Origin of the sequence: Pseudomonas sp. F(2018) (assembly GCF_005508865.1) — a bacterium.
In the GTDB taxonomy this organism is placed as follows: domain Bacteria; phylum Pseudomonadota; class Gammaproteobacteria; order Pseudomonadales; family Pseudomonadaceae; genus Aquipseudomonas.
Genome location: NZ_SCOM01000001.1, coordinates 24,179 through 43,611, shown reverse-complemented (window position 1 = coordinate 43,611; position 19,433 = coordinate 24,179). Strand labels below are relative to the sequence as shown.

General features: G+C 67.1%; 16 protein-coding genes. 8 read left to right on the top strand and 8 right to left on the bottom strand.

Going from position 1 to position 19,433, the window contains the following annotated elements:
* The first annotated feature begins 37 nt into the window (after positions 1 to 37).
* Together thiC and cytX are read left to right on the top strand one after the other, a co-directional pair.
* On the top strand, positions 38 to 1,921 hold the full coding sequence (thiC, locus tag FFS62_RS00195; protein WP_137970819.1) for a phosphomethylpyrimidine synthase ThiC: 1,884 nt from the start codon (positions 38 to 40) through the stop codon (positions 1,919 to 1,921).
* A 67-nt stretch (positions 1,922 to 1,988) separates the two neighbouring features.
* Positions 1,989 to 3,257 carry a putative hydroxymethylpyrimidine transporter CytX gene (gene cytX, locus FFS62_RS00190; protein ID WP_137970818.1) on the top strand — a complete coding sequence of 423 codons (1,269 nt, stop codon included), beginning with the start codon at positions 1,989 to 1,991 and terminating at the stop codon, positions 3,255 to 3,257.
* Here the strand turns inward: cytX and FFS62_RS00185 are convergent, their stop codons facing one another.
* The 8 genes from FFS62_RS00185 to FFS62_RS00150 form a co-directional block, all read right to left on the bottom strand.
* Positions 3,258 to 4,010: an RsiV family protein gene (locus FFS62_RS00185; protein WP_137970817.1), complete on the bottom strand. Its 753-nt coding sequence runs from the start codon at positions 4,008 to 4,010 to the stop codon at positions 3,258 to 3,260.
* 110 nt (positions 4,011 to 4,120) lie between these two features.
* Complete coding sequence (locus tag FFS62_RS00180; protein WP_137970816.1) at positions 4,121 to 5,326, bottom strand: DUF1302 family protein; 1,206 nt, start codon at positions 5,324 to 5,326, stop codon at positions 4,121 to 4,123.
* A complete protein-coding gene (locus FFS62_RS00175; protein WP_137970815.1) occupies positions 5,326 to 6,108 on the bottom strand; it encodes an outer membrane lipoprotein-sorting protein in 783 nt (260 codons plus the stop codon). Before FFS62_RS00175 ends, FFS62_RS00180 begins: the two co-directional genes overlap by 1 nt.
* Positions 6,109 to 6,119: 11 nt before the next feature.
* Complete coding sequence (locus tag FFS62_RS00170) at positions 6,120 to 7,007, bottom strand: hypothetical protein (protein WP_137970814.1); 888 nt, start codon at positions 7,005 to 7,007, stop codon at positions 6,120 to 6,122.
* The gene (locus FFS62_RS00165; protein ID WP_137970813.1) at positions 7,000 to 9,531 is read right to left on the bottom strand and encodes an RND family transporter; all 2,532 of its coding nucleotides are present in this window, start codon (positions 9,529 to 9,531) and stop codon (positions 7,000 to 7,002) included. The genes FFS62_RS00170 and FFS62_RS00165 overlap by 8 nt, the downstream gene beginning before the upstream one ends.
* A complete protein-coding gene (locus FFS62_RS00160) occupies positions 9,528 to 10,742 on the bottom strand; it encodes an acyl-CoA dehydrogenase family protein (protein WP_171016240.1) in 1,215 nt (404 codons plus the stop codon). Before FFS62_RS00160 ends, FFS62_RS00165 begins: the two co-directional genes overlap by 4 nt.
* A gap of 2 nt (positions 10,743 to 10,744) precedes the next feature.
* On the bottom strand, positions 10,745 to 12,493 hold the full coding sequence (locus FFS62_RS00155) for a ThiF family adenylyltransferase (protein ID WP_137970811.1): 1,749 nt from the start codon (positions 12,491 to 12,493) through the stop codon (positions 10,745 to 10,747).
* A 227-nt stretch (positions 12,494 to 12,720) separates the two neighbouring features.
* Positions 12,721 to 13,605, bottom strand: coding sequence for a PAS domain S-box protein (locus tag FFS62_RS00150; protein WP_137970810.1), 885 nt, complete (start codon positions 13,603 to 13,605; stop codon positions 12,721 to 12,723).
* Between the two features lie 266 nt (positions 13,606 to 13,871).
* On the opposite strand from FFS62_RS00150, the gene FFS62_RS00145 reads away from it, so the two are divergent.
* The 6 genes from FFS62_RS00145 (at position 13,872) to FFS62_RS00120 (ending at position 19,400) form a co-directional block, all read left to right on the top strand.
* Positions 13,872 to 14,471 carry an NUDIX domain-containing protein gene (locus FFS62_RS00145; RefSeq protein ID WP_137970809.1) on the top strand — a complete coding sequence of 200 codons (600 nt, stop codon included), beginning with the start codon at positions 13,872 to 13,874 and terminating at the stop codon, positions 14,469 to 14,471.
* The gene (locus FFS62_RS00140; protein WP_137970808.1) at positions 14,462 to 14,914 is read left to right on the top strand and encodes a DUF1249 domain-containing protein; all 453 of its coding nucleotides are present in this window, start codon (positions 14,462 to 14,464) and stop codon (positions 14,912 to 14,914) included. Before FFS62_RS00145 ends, FFS62_RS00140 begins: the two co-directional genes overlap by 10 nt.
* Before the next feature lie 96 nt (positions 14,915 to 15,010).
* A complete protein-coding gene (cpdA, locus tag FFS62_RS00135) occupies positions 15,011 to 15,826 on the top strand; it encodes a 3',5'-cyclic-AMP phosphodiesterase (protein ID WP_137970807.1) in 816 nt (271 codons plus the stop codon).
* A gap of 62 nt (positions 15,827 to 15,888) precedes the next feature.
* Complete coding sequence (locus tag FFS62_RS00130) at positions 15,889 to 16,497, top strand: YqiA/YcfP family alpha/beta fold hydrolase (RefSeq protein WP_137970806.1); 609 nt, start codon at positions 15,889 to 15,891, stop codon at positions 16,495 to 16,497.
* A gap of 15 nt (positions 16,498 to 16,512) precedes the next feature.
* Positions 16,513 to 18,411, top strand: a complete 1,899-nt coding sequence (parE, locus tag FFS62_RS00125) for a DNA topoisomerase IV subunit B (protein WP_137970805.1) — start codon at positions 16,513 to 16,515, stop codon at positions 18,409 to 18,411.
* Positions 18,408 to 19,400, top strand: coding sequence for an esterase-like activity of phytase family protein (locus FFS62_RS00120; protein WP_371920090.1), 993 nt, complete (start codon positions 18,408 to 18,410; stop codon positions 19,398 to 19,400). Before parE ends, FFS62_RS00120 begins: the two co-directional genes overlap by 4 nt.
* Positions 19,401 to 19,433: the final 33 nt, after the last annotated feature.

The following is a 19,433-nucleotide window of genomic DNA, read 5'->3' as shown; positions in this document are numbered from 1 at the left end:
TCAGGTTCGCTCCGACATCCAGCAAGGAGCCGAGCCGATGAGCAGCAAACCACAAGTACACCTGAGCGAGAGCGCCCGCGTCGACCAACAGTCCGTGCAGCCCTTCCCGCGCTCGCAGAAGGTCTATGTGCAGGGCTCGCGCCCGGATATCCGCGTGCCGATGCGCGAGATCAGCCTGGATGTCACGCCCACCGCCTTCGGTGGCGAGATCAACGCCCCGGTCACCGTCTACGACACCTCCGGCCCCTATACCGACCCGAGCGTGGCCATCGACGTGCGCCAGGGCCTGGCCGACGTGCGCAGCGCCTGGATCGAGGACCGCGGCGACACCGAGAAACTGCCGGGTCTGTCCTCCGAGTTCGGCCAGCGCCGCCTGAACGATACCGAGCTGACCGCCATGCGTTTCGCCCATGTGCGCAACCCACGCCGGGCCAAGGCGGGCAAGAACGTCAGCCAGATGCACTACGCCCGCCAGGGCATCATCACGCCCGAGATGGAATACGTCGCCATCCGCGAAAACATGAAGCTGACCGAAGCCCGCGAGGCAGGCCTGCTCAAGGAGCAACACGCCGGGCACAGCTTCGGTGCGTCCATCCCGAAAGAGATCACCCCTGAATTCGTGCGCAGCGAGATCGCCCGCGGCCGCGCCATCATCCCAGCCAACATCAACCACGTGGAGCTGGAGCCGATGATCATCGGCCGCAACTTCCTGGTGAAGATCAACGGCAATATCGGCAATTCGGCGCTGGGCTCCTCCATCGAGGAAGAAGTGGCCAAGCTGACCTGGGGCATCCGCTGGGGCTCGGACACGGTCATGGACCTGTCCACCGGCAAGCACATCCACGAGACCCGCGAGTGGATCATCCGCAACTCGCCGGTGCCGATCGGCACCGTGCCGATTTACCAGGCCCTGGAAAAGGTCAACGGCATCGCCGAGGACCTGACCTGGGAGCTGTTCCGCGACACCCTGATCGAGCAGGCCGAACAGGGCGTGGACTACTTCACCATCCACGCCGGCGTGCTGCTGCGCTATGTACCGCTGACCGCCAAGCGGGTCACCGGCATCGTCTCGCGTGGCGGCTCGATCATGGCCAAGTGGTGCCTGGCGCACCATAAAGAGAATTTCCTCTACACCCACTTCGAGGAAATCTGCGAAATCATGAAGGCCTACGATGTCAGCTTCTCGCTGGGCGACGGCCTGCGTCCGGGCTCGATTGCCGACGCCAACGACGCCGCCCAGTTCGGCGAGCTGGAAACTCTCGGCGAGCTGACCAAGATCGCCTGGAAGCACGATGTGCAGACCATGATCGAAGGCCCCGGCCACGTGCCGATGCAGCTGATCAAGGAGAACATGGACAAGCAGCTGGAGTGCTGCGACGAGGCGCCGTTCTACACCCTCGGCCCGCTGACCACCGATATCGCCCCCGGCTACGATCACATCACCTCGGGCATCGGCGCGGCGATGATCGGCTGGTTCGGCTGCGCCATGCTCTGCTACGTCACGCCCAAGGAGCACCTGGGCCTGCCGAACAAGGATGACGTGAAGACCGGCATCATCACCTACAAGATCGCCGCGCACGCCGCCGACCTGGCCAAGGGTCATCCGGGCGCGCAGATCCGCGACAACGCCCTGTCCAAGGCGCGCTTCGAGTTCCGCTGGGAAGACCAGTTCAACCTCGGCCTGGACCCGGACACCGCGCGCAGCTTCCACGACGAGACCCTGCCCAAGGACTCGGCCAAGGTCGCGCACTTCTGCTCCATGTGCGGGCCGAAGTTCTGCTCGATGAAGATCACCCAGGAAGTGCGCGACTACGCCAAGGAAAACGGCCTGACCGACGAGCAGAAGGCCATCGAGGCCGGCTTCGCCGAGCAGGCCGAACGCTTCAAGGACGAAGGCGCGGTGATCTACAAGCAGGTCTGAGCCTGCCCTCGCCAGGCCCCGCGCAGTTCGCGGGGCTGTTCATTCCCCTGCAGAGAACAATAACGAAGTGAACACGCCCAACTATTCCCCCAACCTCGCCGTGCCGCTGACCGATCGCGCCTTCGGTGCCCGCGACCTGCTCGTGCTGTGGTTCTCCCTCGGCATGGGCCTGATGGTGCTGCAGGCCGGCGCCCTGCTCGCCCCCGGCCTGGGTCTGGCCGGCTCGCTGCTGGCGCTGGTCCTCGGCGTCGGCCTCGGCGCCCTGCTGCTCGGCGCGGTCGGGGTGATCGGCAGCGACACCGGCATGGCCTCGATGGCCGCCCTGCGCCTGAGCCTCGGCCGTCACGGCGCGACCCTGCCGGCGCTGCTCAACCTGCTGCAGCTGATCGGCTGGGGCGCGTTCGAGATCATCGTCATGCGCGATGCCGCCAGCCTGCTGGCCGGCAAGTTCCTCGGCGAAGGCAGCGCCTGGACCAACGCCACACTGTGGACCCTGCTCTTCGGCGCCCTGGCCACCCTGCTGGCAGTGGCCGGGCCGCTGGCCTTCGTCCGCCGCGTGCTGCGCCAGTGGGGCATCTGGCTGCTGCTCGGCGCATGCGCCTGGCTGACCTGGAACCTGTTCGCCAAGGCCGACCTGGCCGCGCTGTGGGCGCGCCCGGGCGACGGCTCGATGAGTTTCGCCCTGGGCTTCGACCTGGCCATCGCCATGCCGCTGTCGTGGCTGCCACTGATCGCCGACTACTCACGCTTCGGCAAGCGCGCAAGCGGCGTGTTCGCCGGCGCGGCGCTGGGCTTCTTCGTCGGCTGCCTGTGGCTGATGAGCCTGGGCGTGGCCTACACCCTGGCGTTCGCCGCACCGGACGAGGCCAACAGCCTGCTGCTGGCCCTGGCCGGCGCCGGCCTGGGTATCCCGCTGCTGCTGATCCTGCTCGACGAGTCGGAGAAGGCCTTCGCCGACATCCACTCGGCCGCTGTGTCCAGCGGCACCCTGCTGCCGTTCAAGGTCGAGCACCTGGCCCTGGCCATCGGCGTGCTGTGCACCCTGATCGCCTGGTTCGCCCCGCTGGCGCAGTACGAGCACTTCCTGCTGCTGATCGGCTCGGTGTTCGCCCCGCTGTTCGGCGTGGTGCTGATGGACCACTTCGTCCTGCGCCGCCGCCAAGTGCCGAGCAGCGTACCGCTGCTGCGCTGGGACAGCCTGCTGGCCTGGGCCTGCGGCGTGGCCACCTTCCATGTGCTGGTGAACTTCTACCCCGCCGTCGGCGCCACCCTGCCGGCACTGGGCCTGGCCGCCGTCCTGCAACTGCTGCTGGGCAAGCTGGCCGGGCGTGGCTGATCAGCCGCGCCCGGGGAAGTAGAAGGGTTTGACGATGCCGTTGAGGCGCGAATAGGGAATGCGCAGTTCGGGATGGCCGCTGGCGTAAGGCGCGATGCGGCCGATCTCGTACTTGAGCATCACCGAGCCGCGCAGCAGGGCGACGTTGGCGGTGCGGGCGAAGGGCCACTCGGCCTGGTACTTCAGGTCATCGCCCAGGCCGTTGGCCTTGAGCCAGGCCTGGTGGGCCAGTTCGGCCTGCTGCCAGAAGGCGGTCTCGCCGTCCGGCAGCAGCAGGTCGTCCAGGCTCAGCAGGCGGCCCTTGTCGCGGTCGTAGTTGAGGTAGGCGCGCCCGGGAATGCCGTGGGCGCCGCCGGTGAAGCGGTAGCTGGACAGCTCGATCACCACCAGGCGGTCATGCTGCTCCAGCACCTTGGCCTGCAGATAGCTCATCCAGCCCGGCTTGGCCGTGGCCAGGAAATCGCGCTCGTAGGCCTGCAGCGAGGTTGGCGGTGGATCGCCCGGCAGCTCGATGGTCAGCTTGAGCAGCTCCTGCTCGATGCGCGCATTCAGCTCGGGCAGCTCGTCGAAGCGCTGCACGTCGATATTGATCAGCGGGCATTCCTTGCCCTCGCAGCCCGCTGTGCGGTGTTCCCAGGCGTCACGGGTGACGGGCAGCGCCGACGACTTGGGTTTGGCGGCGAGCAGTATTGCCTGGCACCCGCTCAGCAGCAGCGAGAGAGACAGCAGGCCGGCAACGGCGATGGGACGCATGGACTTTCCTCGGGACGGCGACGGGCGTTTCGACTGTGCACCACGCCGGGCGTTCCCGGCGCGCGCGGCCATTGTCGCCGGCCGCGCGCCACCATCCAAGCCCACCTCACTCAGAGACTGAAGTCGCGACGCACCTGCAGATAGAGACGGTCGCGGTTGTCGAACTGGCCGTACTGAGTGGTCTGCCCGCCGCTGAAGGCGATGTAGCCCGTCTCCAGGTACCACTGGTTCCACGGCCGGTAGCCGAGGTTGGCCTTGACCATGTGGCTGCTCTGCACCTCGCGGTTGTACAGCCAGAGGATGCCGGCGTTGAGGCGCTGCTTGGACCAGTCCTTGAGCACCGCCGCCGAGGCCTCCCAGCCGGTCTCGCGCTGCAGGCTGTCCGGCGCGCCATGGCGATGGCTGACCGTGGCCTGCAGGTTGACCGTCCATTCGTTGCGGGTCAGGTCGAGGCCGAGCAGCGCCGCCGACTTGGGCACGTTCTCCGCACCTTCCGGGGTCTGCAGCGGTTCGTTGAACAGGTGCACCAGGTCGCCACGCACCACCCAGTCGCCAGCCGGGCGGGCGAACGAGGCGCCGACCAGGCTGCGCCGGCGCTGCTGCTCGACCAACTGGCTATCCTCCACCACATACAACGGATCGGGACTGAGGCCGTCGAACAGGTAGAAGTCCAGGTCGGTGCCGTCGACCAGCATCTTGCCGCGCCAGCCGATATCCGGGCGCTCGTGCTCGTCGTCCTCGGGCAGCCCCTCCGGCCGACCGGCGATGGCGAAGTCGGCGCCGGCCGGGGCGTAGCGGGTGTCCTGGGCCTTGGGCGCGGCGACGAACTGCTGCTCCAGGCTGTCGCCATAGATCTCCACCACCGCCATGGGCCGGGTCTGCCGGCCGAGGGAGTAGTCGTCGATATAGGGCAGCAGGAACTCGCGCAGGTCCAGCGGGTTGAGCACGTCGACCAGGCGGAAGTAGTCGCCGCGGCCCCAGGCGATCTGCTGCTGGCCGAGGCGCCATTGCCAGTTGTCGCCGGCCCAGGTCAGGTACAGCTCGCGCAGATCCTGGTCGGACTCCATGCGGTCCTCCAGCTTGCCGCCGGCATCGTCGTACTGGCTGCGGTAGCGGCCGAGCAGCACGCTGTCGAGGGTCCAGTTGCCCTCGCTGACGCGGCTCTCCAGCAAGGCCTCGACGCGATGGCCGGAGCTGCTGGCACCGGTGGTATCATGGTGATAGCTGTCTTCCAGGTGGCCGCGACTGCTCAGGGTCGCGGCCAGCGTGGGCAGGCTGGCCAGACTGCCGAGCAGGCCAATCAACAGTGCACGCATCAGCGAATCCCGTTGCGCAGAGCGCGCTCGCTGAAGTTCTGGTCGCCCAGGTCCAGGTTGTAATCGGCGGCGGTGCGCAGCAGGCGGGTCTGGCCGCCCTCGACCAGGTTGCTCATCAGCGACTCGTTGACCGTCCAGAAGCCCTCCACCTCGGCTACATCCACCACCTCGAAGGTCTTGATCTGACGACCACCGCGAAAGAACTCGTCGCGCAGGATCAGCTTGCGCTCGCGGTCGACATACACCAGGCGCTGGCTGTAACCGGTGCGCGGGTTCTCCAGGCCGTCGGCGGTGCGCGCCTCGATCACGTAGACCGGACGGCCCTTGAACTCTTCCTCGCGCAGCAGCTTGTACTGGTAGTCGTCGACGCGCATGCGCTCGATGTCGGCGAAGGAAAAGTCGGTGCCGAGGAACGGGCCCTCCTTGGAGTTGGTGGCGATGCGCCGGGTCTTGCGCAGGGCCGGCAGATACAGCCACTGGTCGTCCTCGCGGGCGGCGGCCTCGGCGTAGCTGTGCATCAGGATGCCGGTGCCGGCGGTGTCGCTGGGCGCGGTGAAGTACAGGGTGGCCTTGCGCTCCTCGCCGTACTCCTTCTCCAGCATCAGCAGCTTGCGCTCACGGACGAAGCCGTCGGCCATGGTCTGCACCAGGGTCACTTCCGAGCGGCGGTCCTGGCCTTCGTCGCGGTCGCGCACGGTGCGCATGATGGCGGCGGGGTCGAGGGCCTCGGCCAGGGCCGGCAGGCTCAGCAGCAGGCCGAGGGCAATCAGGGAAATACGCATGGGAAAACTCCTTAACGACAGTCGACTGTCAGGTAGCTGTTCGGGGTGGATGACCACTGGGCCTTGGCCTCCAGCCGGTAACCCGGCAGGGATGGGGTGGCGGCGCGCTCGCGGCCCAGGGCGACCAGCTTGAGGCGCTGGAAGTCGGGCCGCGCCAGGTCCTGCAGATCGCGGCTGCGCAGGCTCTCGGCGATCAGGTAGAGCTGCGCCACTTCGTCGTCGCTGGCCGGCAGGCTGGCGTCGCCGTTGAGCACCCGCTTGAGGTAGATCAGGATGTCGGCGGCCGAATAGGCCTGTTCGCTGCGCTGGCGCAACGTGTCCACTTGCTGCTGCAGGGCCTGCAGAGTGGCGGTGCGTGGCGGCATCTTGGCCTCGGCCTGCATAGTCCATTCGGCGAGCTGGAAGCCCTGCAGCGCGCCCTGGGCACCCCCGGCCACCCGGCAGTTGGCAGAGAAGTCGGCGGCCAGGCGCTTGGCATAGCTCAGCAGCAGCTCGGCCTTCTCGGCCTCGGCATAGGGGTGCGCCAGGCGCAGCCAGAAGTGCGTGCCGTCGTGCTGCGCCGTGACCAGGCGCGGGCCGAGCAGCGGATGCTGCTCGACCAGGCCGGCCAGGGTCTTGAGGCCCGCGGGCGTCAGCTCGCGGGTCTCGATCAGCCGACGGAAGCGCACGTCATCACCCTGGGCGGCGATGGCGTTGGTGCTGGCCAGGCTGTCCAGGGACTGGATCGGCGTCCGTCCCTGGGCATCCTTCACTTCCCACAGGTTCTGCGTGGCGCCGACCAGGCGCTGCAGATGCTCGGCCTGGTACAGCTCGCCGCCCGGGTAGAGCGTCAGCGCCAGCCAGTCCTGGGCGCCGGCCGGCAGGGCCACGCACAGCAGCCAGAGCAGGTGCTTACGCATTGGCCGGCTCCGACTGCAGCTGCGCCGAGGCCTGCGGCTCCTGGCGGGTACGCACGAACACCGGCAGCACCAGCAGGGCGAACAGCGCGGCGAACAGCATGGTCAGCGAGATGAAGAAGCCCAGGTTAACCAGCGACTGGTAGCCCGACAGGCACAGCACCAGGAAGCCCAGACCCAGCGCCAGGGTGTTGATCAGGATCGGCTTGCCGGTATGCCGCAGGGCGTACTGGGTGGCCTCCTGGGGCGCGCCCTGGCTGTGGCGCATGGCGGCGATCACGTGGATCGCGTAGTCGATGCCGATGCCGAAGGAGATCGCCGCGATGATCGAGGTGCCGATGTCCAGATCGGTGCCGCTCAGCGCCATCAGCCCGCTGATGCCCACCAGGGTGAACAGCAGCGGCAGCAGGGCGACGAAGCCCAGGCGAATCGAGTGGAACATGGCCATGACCATCAGCACGATCAGCGCCGGCGACGACAGGATGCTGTTGATCTGCCCCCACACCACCGCGTCGGTGGTGGCCACCAACACTTCGCCGTAGCCGGACACGCGCACGGTCATGCCGGCCGGCAGCACCTCGCGGGCGTAGTCCAGGGCATCGCGCATCAGCGCGCCGACTTCCGAGGAGCGGTCGGTGTGCAGGATGGCCAGCACCCGGCCGTTCTGGAAGCGGCGGTCGACCACGTCGAACAGGTCGCGACCGTTGGCGTTCTCGTACAGCAGGTAGTACTGGGCAAGCAGGCTGCCGCTAATATCGCTCGGCAGGCGGTAGTGCTCGGCGGCGAACTCATCCTGGGTCACCTGGTGCAGGCGCTTGACGAAGTCGGCCGGCGAATAGGTGAAGCCGACCAGCTGCTGCTGGCGCAGGTGCTCCTGCAGCTTGGCCACGGCCTCGATCACCGCCGGATCCTTGAAGGCATCGACCTTGCCGCTCTCGATCATGATGCTGATCGGCGTGGTGCCACCGAACTTGGCGTTGATCGCCGCGTCGTCCTGGCGGATGCGACTGTCTTCCTCGAAGTAGCCGATCACCTGGTTGTCCACGGTGAGGTTCTCCACCACGTACCAGCTGCACAGCACGATGGCCACCAGCATGCCCAGGGCCAGCTTCTTGCCGTAGCGGGCGAAGTGGCCGAGGGCGGCGATCATGCGGTCCAGGCGGTCGCTGACCAGCAGGCCGTGGCGCGGCGGCTCGGCCTTCCACAGGATGACGATGGCCGGCAGGAAGACGATGGTGATCAGCCAGGCGAAGAAGATGCCGAAGCCGGTGAAGATGCCGAACTCGCGGATGAAGGTGACGTCGGTCCAGATCAGCGAGAAGAAGCCGACCAGGGTGGTCATGCAGGTCACGAACATCGGCCAGAACAGCTGCTGCATCACCTTGAAGGCGGTGTCGATGCGCGCCTGGCGGTCCGGGTTGGGCGGCAGGTTGCGGTAGTAGTCGGCGAGGAAGTGGATGGCGTCGCACACCGCGATGGAGATGATGAACACCGGCATGATCGAGGTGATGATGTTCTGCTTCACCCCGCAGGCGGCCATCAGACCCAGGGTCCAGATCAGGCTGAAGATGGCGATCAGCAGCGGCGCGACCACGCCCTGCAGGCGGCCGAAGCTGATGAACAGGATCGTCAGGATCACCAGCAGCACAGCCGGCAGTAGGGTCTGGTTGTCCTTCTCCATGTTCGACGCGGTCTGCGCGGCGATCATCGGCGGGCCGCTGAGGTAGATGCGGTCATCGCCCTGCACCTTGTCGGTGATGTCGACGATGGCCTGATAGACCTGCAGCATGGCCGGCGAATCATCCTGGGCGATGTTGAACTCGACCTGGATGGTGGTGGCACTGCCGTCACGCGAGACCAGGCTGTCGAGGAACAGCGGGTTGCCCATGGCCTCGGCGCGCAGGGCGTCGAGCGCGGCCTTGTCCTGCGGCACGCGCGGCATCAGCGCATGCACGTCGAGCGCCTCGTCGACGGTCAGCAGGTTCTCCACGGTCACCAGGCTGCGTACCTTGCGGATCGGCACCAGGCGGGTGTGCAGGCTGTCCAGCCAGGCTTCCTGGGTATGGCTGAGCTCGCCGGCCTCGGCAAGGCGCTGCTTGAGCGCGACCAGGCGCGGCTGGTCGGCCGGGGTCAGGCCGCCTTCGAGGATGGCGTCGACATCCGCCTCCAGGCGGGCATCGCCGCGCAGGGCGCGCAGCTTGTCGCTGTCGCCCGGCTGCACCATCTCGATGGCCTGGAAGGCGCGAGTCAGCTCGGCCACCTGGGCCAGGCTCTTGGTGTTGAAGATATTGCCCTGGGGATTCTCCAGGGCGACGAAGGCCTGCTCGCCGGTGTTGGAGAACAGGCGCTTGTTGTCTGCATCGGCTACCCGGCTGGGGTGGCTCTTGTCGATCATGTAGGGAGTGCTGTTGATCTCCAGCCGACCCACCGCGACCACCGCCGCGGTGCTGATCAGCAGCAGGATGGCGAGCATCAGCCAGGGCCGATGCAGCATCCAGGAGAGCAACTCGACGGCGCGAGTCTTCATGCCGCGGCTCCTTCGCCGGTGTAGGCGTCCAGGCGCAGGTCGTCCTTGGCCTTGCTGCGGTTCTGCGCCTCGGCCACCAAGTTGGCCCAGATCACGGTCTTGTGGATCTCGCTGGTGCCGCCGGCGAAGAACAGGCCGATGGAGTCGCGCAGCAGGCGCTCGAAGTGGAAGTCGCGGCGGTAGCCGTAGTTGCCGTGGATGCGCATGGCGTTGAGGCAGGCCTCGTGCATCGCCTCGCTGGCCAGCATCTTGATGATCGACGCCAGGGTCGAGCAGTCGCGGCCGTGCTCCAGCTCGGTCAGGCCGCGGCCGACCACGCTGCGCAGCAGCTCCAGCTGGGTGTAGGCCTGGACGATGTGGCCCTGCACGTACTGGTTGTCGCTGATCGGCCGGCCGAAGGCCTCGCGCTTGAGGCTGTACTGCATGCACTCGTCGATCACCGGCTGCATGCAGCCGACGATGGAGACGCCGGTGAAGATGCGCTCGACCAGGAAGCCGAAGTACAGCACGCGCAGGCCCTGGCCCTCGGTGCCGACCAGGCTGTCGGCGTCCAGCGCCACCTCGTCGAAGCTCAGGCTACCGATCGGCGTGCCGCGGTTGCCCATCAGCTCGAACGGGGCGGACTGCACCAGGCCGGGCTTGGCGGTCTCGGTGATGAAGCAGGAGATGGCGTTGGCACCGGCCTCGTCCAGGCGGGCGAAGGTCATGCAGATATCCGCCACCGGGGCGTTGGTGATGTTCCACTTCATGCCGTTGAGGCGATAGCCGCTGCCGTCGCGACGCGCGGCCAGCTTCAGCGAGCGCACGTCGGAACCGCAGCCCTGCTCGGTGATGGCGAAGCAGCCGATCTTCTCGCCGCTGATCAGCGGCGGCAGCCAGCGCTGCAGCTGCTCCTCGCTGCCGTAGCTGATCAGCGCGGCCTGCACCAGGGCCACTTGGGCGACGAAGGACACCAGCACACCCATGTCCTGGCAGCCTTCGGAGAAGCCTTCCAGCGCGGCGGAGAATTCCCAGATGCCGAGGCCCTGGCCACCGTACTGCTTGGGCATGTGCACGCCGAACAGGCCGCTGCTGCCCAGGGCGCGCCACAGTTCGCGGTCGAAGCCCAGCTCCTGATCACGCTGGGCCGAGGTGGGGCGCACCAGCTGGCGGCCGACGGCCAGGTAGTGGGCGCGGATGTCTTGCTGCTGTTGGTTCCAGATACCGTTCATGTTCATGCTCCTATGTGCAGGTTGTTCTGCTGCTTGGCTTCGCGCAGCTGGGAAAGGAATTCGTCACCTTCGAGTTCGATCAGGCCTTCGATCTGGGCCACCCGCTCGCGGTCGATGGCATCCAGGCGCAGCCAGAACGGATGCACCTCGCGGCCCTGGTAGCGGTTGGCGTAGAGGTGCTCGGCCGGGATGCTGGCGGCACGCGCCGGCATGACCTGCGGGCGGAAGCCGAAGAAGCCGAGGTTGCGCAGGGTGACCTGGCGCTCGCCGTCGCCGACCATCGCCGCCACGCCGCTGTCGGTCTTGCACAGCAGGCGGCCGTAGGCGCTGAGCAGCAGCATGCCGGCCTTGGCCTCCAGCACCGGGTCGCCGATCTGCGCCTTGGTCACCCGACCGATCTCGCGCACCTGCTCCACCGGCAGGTCCTGCAGCTCGGCGATCTGCGCGTAGAGGTCACGACCGAAGGCGGTTTCCACGCCGAAGGCCGGGCGCTGCTCGTCGTCGAAGCGCTTGCCGCGGGCGATCGGTGCCTTGAGGGTGGAATAGGCCAGCAGCTGCTGGTCGCTGTCGCGCACCAGGACGATATGCACGTCCTCCTGGGCCAGGTGCTCCAGCGGCTCGGCGTGCAGCTGGCGCAGCGCCGCCACCTGCGGGTTGATGAAGCCGACCTTGGCGTAGTGGACGAAGGCGAAGCGCAGCAGCTGGCGGGTCAGGTTGTTGTCCAGCTGGTAGTTGGGAATCGCATAGGTGGCGATGCCGGCGCGGCGATCGATGCAGAACTGCTGATAGCTGCGCAGGCCGCCCAGCTGGGGCGCCTGGTAGTGCTTGACCGAGCGCTCGAGGAAGAACGCGTCGGGGCGCTCCGCCGGCAGCTGGCGCCACTGCGCCAGGGCCTGGCGCCCCTGCTCCAGCTGCTGTTGGTGCTCACGTTCGGCCTGGGCATCGCGACGGCGGATCAGCTCCCACACGTCGACATAGATGGCGTCGCGCACCGGGCGGCCATTGAGCAGATCGATGATCAGCGCAGTGGCCAGGGTGCCGAACAGGTGGGCGGCGATGCCCAGCTGCGAGGTGTAGTCCTTGCCGGCCAGGTGGCGATCCAGCTCGGCGTACATCTCCAGCGGCACGCACTCCACCGGGATCAGGTAGGAGCAGGCCTGCATCGGGTCGAGGGTGGCCACCTGCTCGGCGCTGAGCTGGTCGTCCAGCACCGCCAGGTCCGGGTTGCGATAGTCGAACACCGGGATGTACTGGGCGGCGGCCATGTCGTAGCCGCACACCACCGGCTTGTACTGGCGCTGGCAGACACGGTGCAGCAGGTACTTCATTTCCAGCCCGGAGCGCCCAGTGACGTCGATGGCGTCCACCACCACGTCGGCCTGGGCGACCATGGCCTCGACGTTGTCCGGCGTCACGCCGTGGCCGTGCAGCTCCAGCTTGATGTAGGGGTTGATCTGCCGCACGCGCTCGGCGAACACCTCGACCTTAGTCCGGCCGATGTCGCTGGCCACCATGTTCTGGCGATTGGCGTTGTTCAGCTCGTAGCTGCCGTTGTCGGCCAGGATCAGGTGCTCGGCGCCGCTGCGCACCAGCAGCTCGATCACGCTGCCGCCGGTCGAGCCGCAGCCGGCCACGAGGATGACCGCCTCGCGCAGGCCACACTGGTCGTCGGTACTGATGAACCCGGCGTTGCGCAGGGTGAGTTCGCGGTAAAACTGGTCGTGATCCAGAGGGGGCTGGGGGTGGCTCATCGTTGCGTCCTGCTGAGTTGGGAGAGGCGGGCATCCTATTCAGCGCTTTAATGGCACAACAAGGACCAAAAACCCCTCGCTGTCATTAACGACAAGTCAGCATAAGTATTTGTTTTTATTGATATTTATAGATGTGATCACAGATATTCGAGACGCAGAAACGACAACCGCCCCGGAATGGGGCGGTCTGTCATGGAACGGTCATCGAAAAAAGCGCTCGCGAGGCTCTAGCTCACCAGTTTGTGCAGGTTCTCCGGCACCTTGGTCAGCTCCCAGAGGAAACTGTCGAGCTTGAAGGTGGAGGTGCGGATCTTTTCCTCGATCTCCTGCAGCTCGCGGCAGACTTCCTGGTAGCGCTGCTCGCGGCGCACGGCGGCCAGGGCTTCGCTGATCCGCTCCGGCTGCGCGCCGATGTATTCGCGCACGCGCTTGCCATCCTTCTGCGGGCGCACCAGATAGAGGTAGCGCTGCTGATGCCAGTAGGGCGTGGCGGCGATCCGCGGCGAGTCCTGCAGGGCCTCGAGCTCGGCCAGCAGGTTCATGCGCAGGGACTTGAGGCTGTCCAGCTGTTCGGAGATACGCCAGACCTTCTGCCCCAAGCTCTCCTGGTCACCGAGCTTGTCGGCGTGGCTCTCGCGGTGGGAAATATCGGTGATGGTCAGCAGGCTGCCACGGTCGCTGCCGTCGACGCTGGGAATCGGCGCGGCGCTCATCTGCACCCAGCGCACCTGGCCGTCGCGGGCCTGGATGCGCATCGGATAACGCTCGGCCGACGGGCCCTGGCGCCGCTGCATCAGCACCACTTCCACCAGGTCAGCGGAAATCACCTGGGCCAGCGGCCTGCCGAGCGCCTCGGCCGGCGAGTAGCCGAGGAACTGCTGCATGAAGGGGTTCATGTAGGTGATGCGGCCGAACGGGTCGAGCACCACCAGGCCCTCCTGGGCCTGCTCCACCAGGTTCTGGTAGCAGCGGGTGTCGCCGGTGCTGTAACAGCTGGCCACCTGCAGCTGCGGCTGCGGCTGCTCGCCGAATTCGGCATCGGTGTAGGCCACCGGGATATCCGTGTCCGGGTCGTATTGCCGGAGCAGATCGATCAGCTCTGCAGCGCGCATTCCCCCACCTCCCTGTTGAAGTCGATACAGACCGCCCCGAGTATACTCATCGGTAGCCAATGAAAAAGACTGCTATTTACGATAAATGCCGAACAGCACGGCATATCGACGTCACACTATCTTGATTGAATGACCCGGTGGCGACAGTGCCGGGCCGCAGCGGCAACCCTTGCCAAAGCGCGGTTGCCGCGCGCACATTCACCATTAGCCCGCCACTGGCGGCTGGATTTTCTGCAGGGAAGGACCCTGCCACGAGGGGGAATTGCATGTCACATGCCGATGTCGAGGTGCTCCAGCGCGAGACCTGCTTCAAGGGCTTCTATCGCCTGGACCGCCTGCATCTGCGCCACCGCCAGTTCGCCGGCGGCATGGGCCCGCAGCTGAGCCGCGAGCTGTTCGTGCGCCACGACGCCGTCTGCGTGCTGCCCTATGACCCGCAGCGCGATGCCGTGGTGCTGATCGAGCAGTTCCGCGTCGGCGCCATGGACAAGAGTGCCAACCCCTGGCTGCTGGAGCTGGTCGCCGGGCTGATCGACAAGGACGAGCAGCCCGAGGAAGTGGCCCACCGCGAGGCCGAGGAAGAGGCCGACCTGCAACTGACCGCACTGTGGCCCATCACCCAGTATTACCCCTCCCCCGGCGGCTCCGACGAACGCGTGCATCTGTATGTCGGTCGCTGCAGCAGCGAGGGCGTGGGCGGCGTGCATGGCCTGGCCGAGGAAGGCGAGGACATCCGCGTGCATGTCTGGCCGCTGGAAGATGCGCTGCAGGCGGTGAAGGACGGGCGCATCGACAACGCCGCCAGCATCATCGCCCTGCAGTGGCTGGCGCTGAACCGCGCGGAAGTGCGGGGGCTGTGGTCATGAACCTGCTGCGCGAGCGTTACCGGGTCGACCTGGTCGAGCTGCAGGCCGCTTGCGAAGCCAACTACGCACGCCTGCTGCGCCTGCTGCCGGACATGCGCGAGGCCCAGGGCGAGCGCCGCGTCGCCCTGAGCCAGGGCGACCTGCTGCTCGGCGTGCTGCTGATCCGCGTCACGGAGAACTGCCCCTACACCACCACCCTGGAAGTGCGTCAGGAGCACAGCCTGCCCTGGCTGCCGGTGCCGCGCCTGGAGGTGCGGGCCTACCATGACGCACGCATGGCCGAGGTGATCGGCGCGGAAAACGCCCGGCGCTTCCGTGGCATCTACCCCTACCCCAACGCCGCCATGCACCAGCCGGACGAGAAGACCCAGCTCAACCTGTTCCTCGGCGAATGGCTGAGCCATTGCATCGCCTGCGGTCACGAACTGGTCACAGTGCTGTGATCACAACCGCGCAAATGTGACGAGTTCACGTTTGCCGGGTTTACCGAATCGCGTTTCACCCACCATAATCCTGGGAACCCGCTCAGGAGTTGGCCCTTGTCGCGCCCGTCGTCTCTTGCCTCCGATCGCCCGGTACTGCTGGTGCAGTTGTCGGACAGTCATCTTTTTGCCGAGGAAGACGGCAAGCTGCTGGGCATGAACACCCGCGACAGCCTGGAAAAGGTGGTCGAGCGGGTGCAGGCGGAACAGCCCGACATCGACCTGATTCTGGCCACCGGCGATCTCTCCCAGGACGGCAGCGTGGCCTCCTACCAGAGCTTCCGCCGCCTCACCGCCGACCTCGATACCGCCGCCCGCTGGTTCCCCGGCAACCATGACGAGCTGCCGGCCATGCGCGAAGTGTGCAACGGCAGCGACCTGCTGGAGCCGGTGATCGACCTGGGCAAGTGGCGCATCACCCTGCTCGACTCCTCGATTCCCGGCGCCGTGCCCGGCTATCTGGCCGACGACCAGCTGCAACTGCTCGAACAGGCCCTGAGCCAGGCCCCCGAGCGCCATCATCTGGTGTGCTTCCACCATCACCCGGTGTCCATCGGCTGCAGCTGGATGGAGCCCATCGGCGTGCGCAACCCCGACGCCCTGTTCGCCGTGCTGGAACGCCACCCGCAGGTCAAGGCCGTGCTCTGGGGCCATGTGCACCAGGAGTTCGACCAGCAGCGCGGCGGCATCCGCCTGCTCGCCTCGCCCTCCACCTGCGTGCAGTTCGCCCCGGGCAGCGAGGAATTCCAGGTCGACACCACGGCCCCCGGCTACCGCTGGCTGCGCCTGCACGCCGACGGACGGCTGGAGACCGGCGTGTCGCGGGTCACCGGCATCGACTTCGAAGTCGACTACAGCATCAAGGGCTACTAAGTCCGCAAGGCCGCATGTCAATGCTTGCGGCTAGCGCCGCCTAGCTTGTAGCCTCCCGCTCCATGAATCCCAGCATCCTTTATATCCACGGCCTGAACAGTTCGCCGGCCTCGACCAAGGCCAGCCAGCTGCTCAAGGTGGCCGAACACTGCGGCATCGCTCAGCATCTGCGCGTGCCGGCCCTGCACCACCACCCGCGCCAGGCCATGCAGCAGCTGCAGGCGGCCATCGCCGAACTGGGCAGGCCGCTGCTGGTCGGCAGTTCGCTGGGCGGCTACTACTCCACCTTCCTCGCCGAGCAGCATGGCCTCTCCGCCCTGCTGATCAACCCGGCGGTGCGCCCGCACCGGCTGTTCGGCGGCAAGGAAGTCGAGCAGACCAACTACTACACCAACGAGACCTGGCTGCTGACCCACGACCATGTCGCCGCCCTGCAGGAGCTGGAAGTGGCCGAGCCGCGCGACGCCGCGCGTTACCACGTGTGGCTGCAGACGGCCGACGAGACCCTGGACTACCGCCAGGCCGAGGCCTTCTACGCCGGCTGCAGCCTGGACATTCAGCAAGGCGGCGACCACAGCTACCAGGGCTTCGCTCGGCGCATCCCGGAAATCCTCGCGCTGGCCGGCTTCGCCCCGGCGCTCTGGGCCGATTTCGACTTTTCCACCCTTTAATAGACAAGAGACACCATGGCCCAGCAGAACGCCTACAACGCCGATGCCATCGAAGTACTGTCCGGTCTGGACCCGGTGCGCAAGCGCCCGGGCATGTACACCGACACCGCGCGGCCCAACCATCTGGCCCAGGAAGTCATCGACAACAGCGTCGACGAGGCGCTGGCCGGTCACGCCAAATCGATCCAGGTGATCCTCCACGAGGACAACTCGCTGGAAGTGGTCGACGACGGCCGCGGCATGCCGGTCGACATCCACCCGGAGGAAGGCATTCCCGGCGTCGAGCTGATCCTCACCAAGCTGCACGCCGGCGGCAAGTTCTCCAACAAGAACTACCAGTTCTCCGGCGGCCTGCACGGCGTGGGTATCTCGGTGGTGAACGCCCTGTCCAATCAGGTCGAGGTCAAGGTCAAGCGCGATGGCAGCGAATACCGCATGACCTTCGCCGACGGCTTCAAGGCCACCGACCTGGAAATCATCGGCACGGTCGGCAAGCGCAATACCGGCACCAGCGTGCGCTTCTGGCCCGATCCGAAATACTTCGATTCGCCCAAGTTCTCCATCAGCCGCCTGAAGCATGTGCTGAAGGCCAAGGCCGTGCTGTGCCCGGGCCTGGAAGTCACCTTCACCGACAAGAACAACGGCGAGACCACCCGCTGGTACTTCGAGGACGGCCTGCGCTCCTACCTCGTCGACGCCGTCAGCGAATTCGTGCGCCTGCCCGACGAGCCGTTCTGCGGCAGCCTGGCCGGCAACAAGGAGGCGGTCGACTGGGCCCTGCTGTGGCTGCCCGAAGGCGGCGAGTCGCTGCAGGAGAGCTACGTCAACCTGATTCCCACCGCCCAGGGCGGCACCCACGTCAATGGCCTGCGCCAGGGCCTGCTGGACGCCATGCGTGAGTTCTGCGAGTTCCGCAACCTGCTGCCGCGTGGCGTCAAGTTGGCCCCGGAAGACGTCTGGGAACGTATCGCCTTCGTCCTCTCGATGAAGATGCAGGACGCCCAGTTCTCCGGCCAGACCAAGGAGCGCCTGTCCTCCCGCGAGGCGTCGGCCTTCGTTTCAGGAGTCGTGAAAGACGCCTTCAGCCTGTGGCTCAACGCCCACCCGGAAACCGGCCTGCTGTTGGCCGAGCAGGCCATCGGCAACGCCGGGCGCCGCCTCAAAGCCGGCAAGAAGGTCGAACGCAAGAAAATCACCCAGGGTCCGGCGCTGCCCGGCAAGCTGGCCGACTGCGCAGGGCAAGACCCGATGCGCTCCGAGCTGTTCCTGGTGGAGGGTGACTCCGCCGGCGGCTCCGCCAAGCAGGCCCGCGACAAGGAGTTCCAGGCCATCATGCCGCTGCGCGGCAAGATCCTGAACACCTGGGAAGTCGACGGCGGCGAAGTCCTCGCCTCCCAGGAAGTCCACGACATCGCCGTGGCCATCGGCATCGATCCGGGCTCGGCCGACCTGTCGCAACTGCGCTACGGCAAGATCTGCATCCTCGCCGACGCCGACTCCGACGGCCTGCATATCGCCACCCTGCTCTGCGCCCTGTTCGTGCGCCACTTCCGTCCGCTGGTGGAAGCCGGCCACGTCTACGTGGCCATGCCGCCGCTGTACCGCATCGACCTGGGCAAGGAAATCTTCTACGCCCTCGACGACGCCGAGCGCGACGGCATCCTCGACCGCCTGGTGGCCGAGAAGCGCCGCGGCAAGCCGCAGGTCACCCGCTTCAAGGGCCTCGGCGAGATGAACCCGCCGCAGCTGCGCGAGACCACCATGGACCCCAACACCCGCCGCCTGGTGCAGCTGGGCCTGGACGACTTCGAGGCGACCCGCGAAGTGATGGACATGCTGCTCGCCAAGAAGCGCGCCGGCGACCGCAAGAGCTGGCTGGAATCCAAAGGCAACCTGGCCGAGGTCATCGCGTGAGGCTGAGCCTCGCCCTCGCCGGCCTGCTGTTCGCCTGCACGGCGGCCGCGGCCGACAAGCCCGCGCAACCGGCCGAGCTGGAGCTGCTGGCCGAGCATGCGCTGGACGGCATGGCCGGCGGCAACCTGTCCGGCCTGACCCGCTGCGGCGCGGAATGGCTGGCGGTGTCCGATCGCGAGGACGACCGTCTGTATCGCCTGCAGCCGGGCGACACCGCCTGGCAGGCCGAGGCCGAGACCTTCACCGCGCCGCCGGTGCCGACCAGCACCCTGCCCTGGGGCCTGCGCATGCGCACCTGGGCGGCCAACCTGGTGCGCCAGGGTGAGCTGGATTTCGAGAGCATCAGCTGCGACGACAAGGGCAACCGTTACCTGCTCAGCGAGGCGCATGTCGCCCTGCTGCAGGTCGGCCCCAGCGGCATCGCCGAATGGCTGCCACTGCCCGAAGGTCTGATACGCCAGGCCCGCGCCAGTGGCATGCTGCTGCGCCACAACGCCCTGCTCGAAGGCCTGGTCATCGACCCAGCCGGCGAGCGCCTGTGGCTGGCCGCCGAGCGCGAGCGCCGCGGCTTGCTGGTGCTGCACAAGGACAAGGGCCGCTGGCGCTGCACCGGCGGCTGCATCCTGATGTCCGAAGCCGGCCAGCTGCGCTCGCCGCTCACGCCGCAGAGCGATGCACGCCACCCGCGCAGCTTCGGCGACCTGGCCTATCTGGAAGACAAGCTGTTCAGCCTGGAGCGCCTGGAACAACGCATCTGCCGCCGCGACCCGGCCACCGGCGCGGAGCAGAAGTGCTGGTCGTTCGCCGCTGCCGCCCTGGCCGAGGGTCGCGTCTACCCCGAACCCTATGGCAATGCCGAGGCCCTGTGGCTGGACCAGGACGGGGCCTGGCTGGGCCTGGACAACAACGACCTGGCCCGCGCCGATGGCGAGAGCCGGCCGCTGCTGTGGCACTTCAAAGCGCCGGTCGGCGGCTGGAACGCACCGTGAGCGACAGACCCGCCGGCCAGCGCGCCGCCCGCG

Coding starts and splice junctions, on each gene's coding strand:
- FFS62_RS00130 (WP_137970806.1), top strand. CDS start 15,889: ATGAATCCCAGCATCCTTTATATCCACGGCCTGAACAGTTCGCCGGCC.
- FFS62_RS00185 (WP_137970817.1), bottom strand. CDS start 4,010: ATGCGTCCCATCGCCGTTGCCGGCCTGCTGTCTCTCTCGCTGCTGCTG.
- FFS62_RS00170 (WP_137970814.1), bottom strand. CDS start 7,007: ATGCGTAAGCACCTGCTCTGGCTGCTGTGCGTGGCCCTGCCGGCCGGC.
- FFS62_RS00165 (WP_137970813.1), bottom strand. CDS start 9,531: ATGAAGACTCGCGCCGTCGAGTTGCTCTCCTGGATGCTGCATCGGCCC.
- FFS62_RS00180 (WP_137970816.1), bottom strand. CDS start 5,326: ATGCGTGCACTGTTGATTGGCCTGCTCGGCAGTCTGGCCAGCCTGCCC.
- FFS62_RS00175 (WP_137970815.1), bottom strand. CDS start 6,108: ATGCGTATTTCCCTGATTGCCCTCGGCCTGCTGCTGAGCCTGCCGGCC.
- thiC (WP_137970819.1), top strand. CDS start 38: ATGAGCAGCAAACCACAAGTACACCTGAGCGAGAGCGCCCGCGTCGAC.
- FFS62_RS00160 (WP_171016240.1), bottom strand. CDS start 10,742: ATGAACGGTATCTGGAACCAACAGCAGCAAGACATCCGCGCCCACTAC.
- FFS62_RS00145 (WP_137970809.1), top strand. CDS start 13,872: ATGTCACATGCCGATGTCGAGGTGCTCCAGCGCGAGACCTGCTTCAAG.
- FFS62_RS00155 (WP_137970811.1), bottom strand. CDS start 12,493: ATGAGCCACCCCCAGCCCCCTCTGGATCACGACCAGTTTTACCGCGAA.
- FFS62_RS00150 (WP_137970810.1), bottom strand. CDS start 13,605: ATGCGCGCTGCAGAGCTGATCGATCTGCTCCGGCAATACGACCCGGAC.
- parE (WP_137970805.1), top strand. CDS start 16,513: ATGGCCCAGCAGAACGCCTACAACGCCGATGCCATCGAAGTACTGTCC.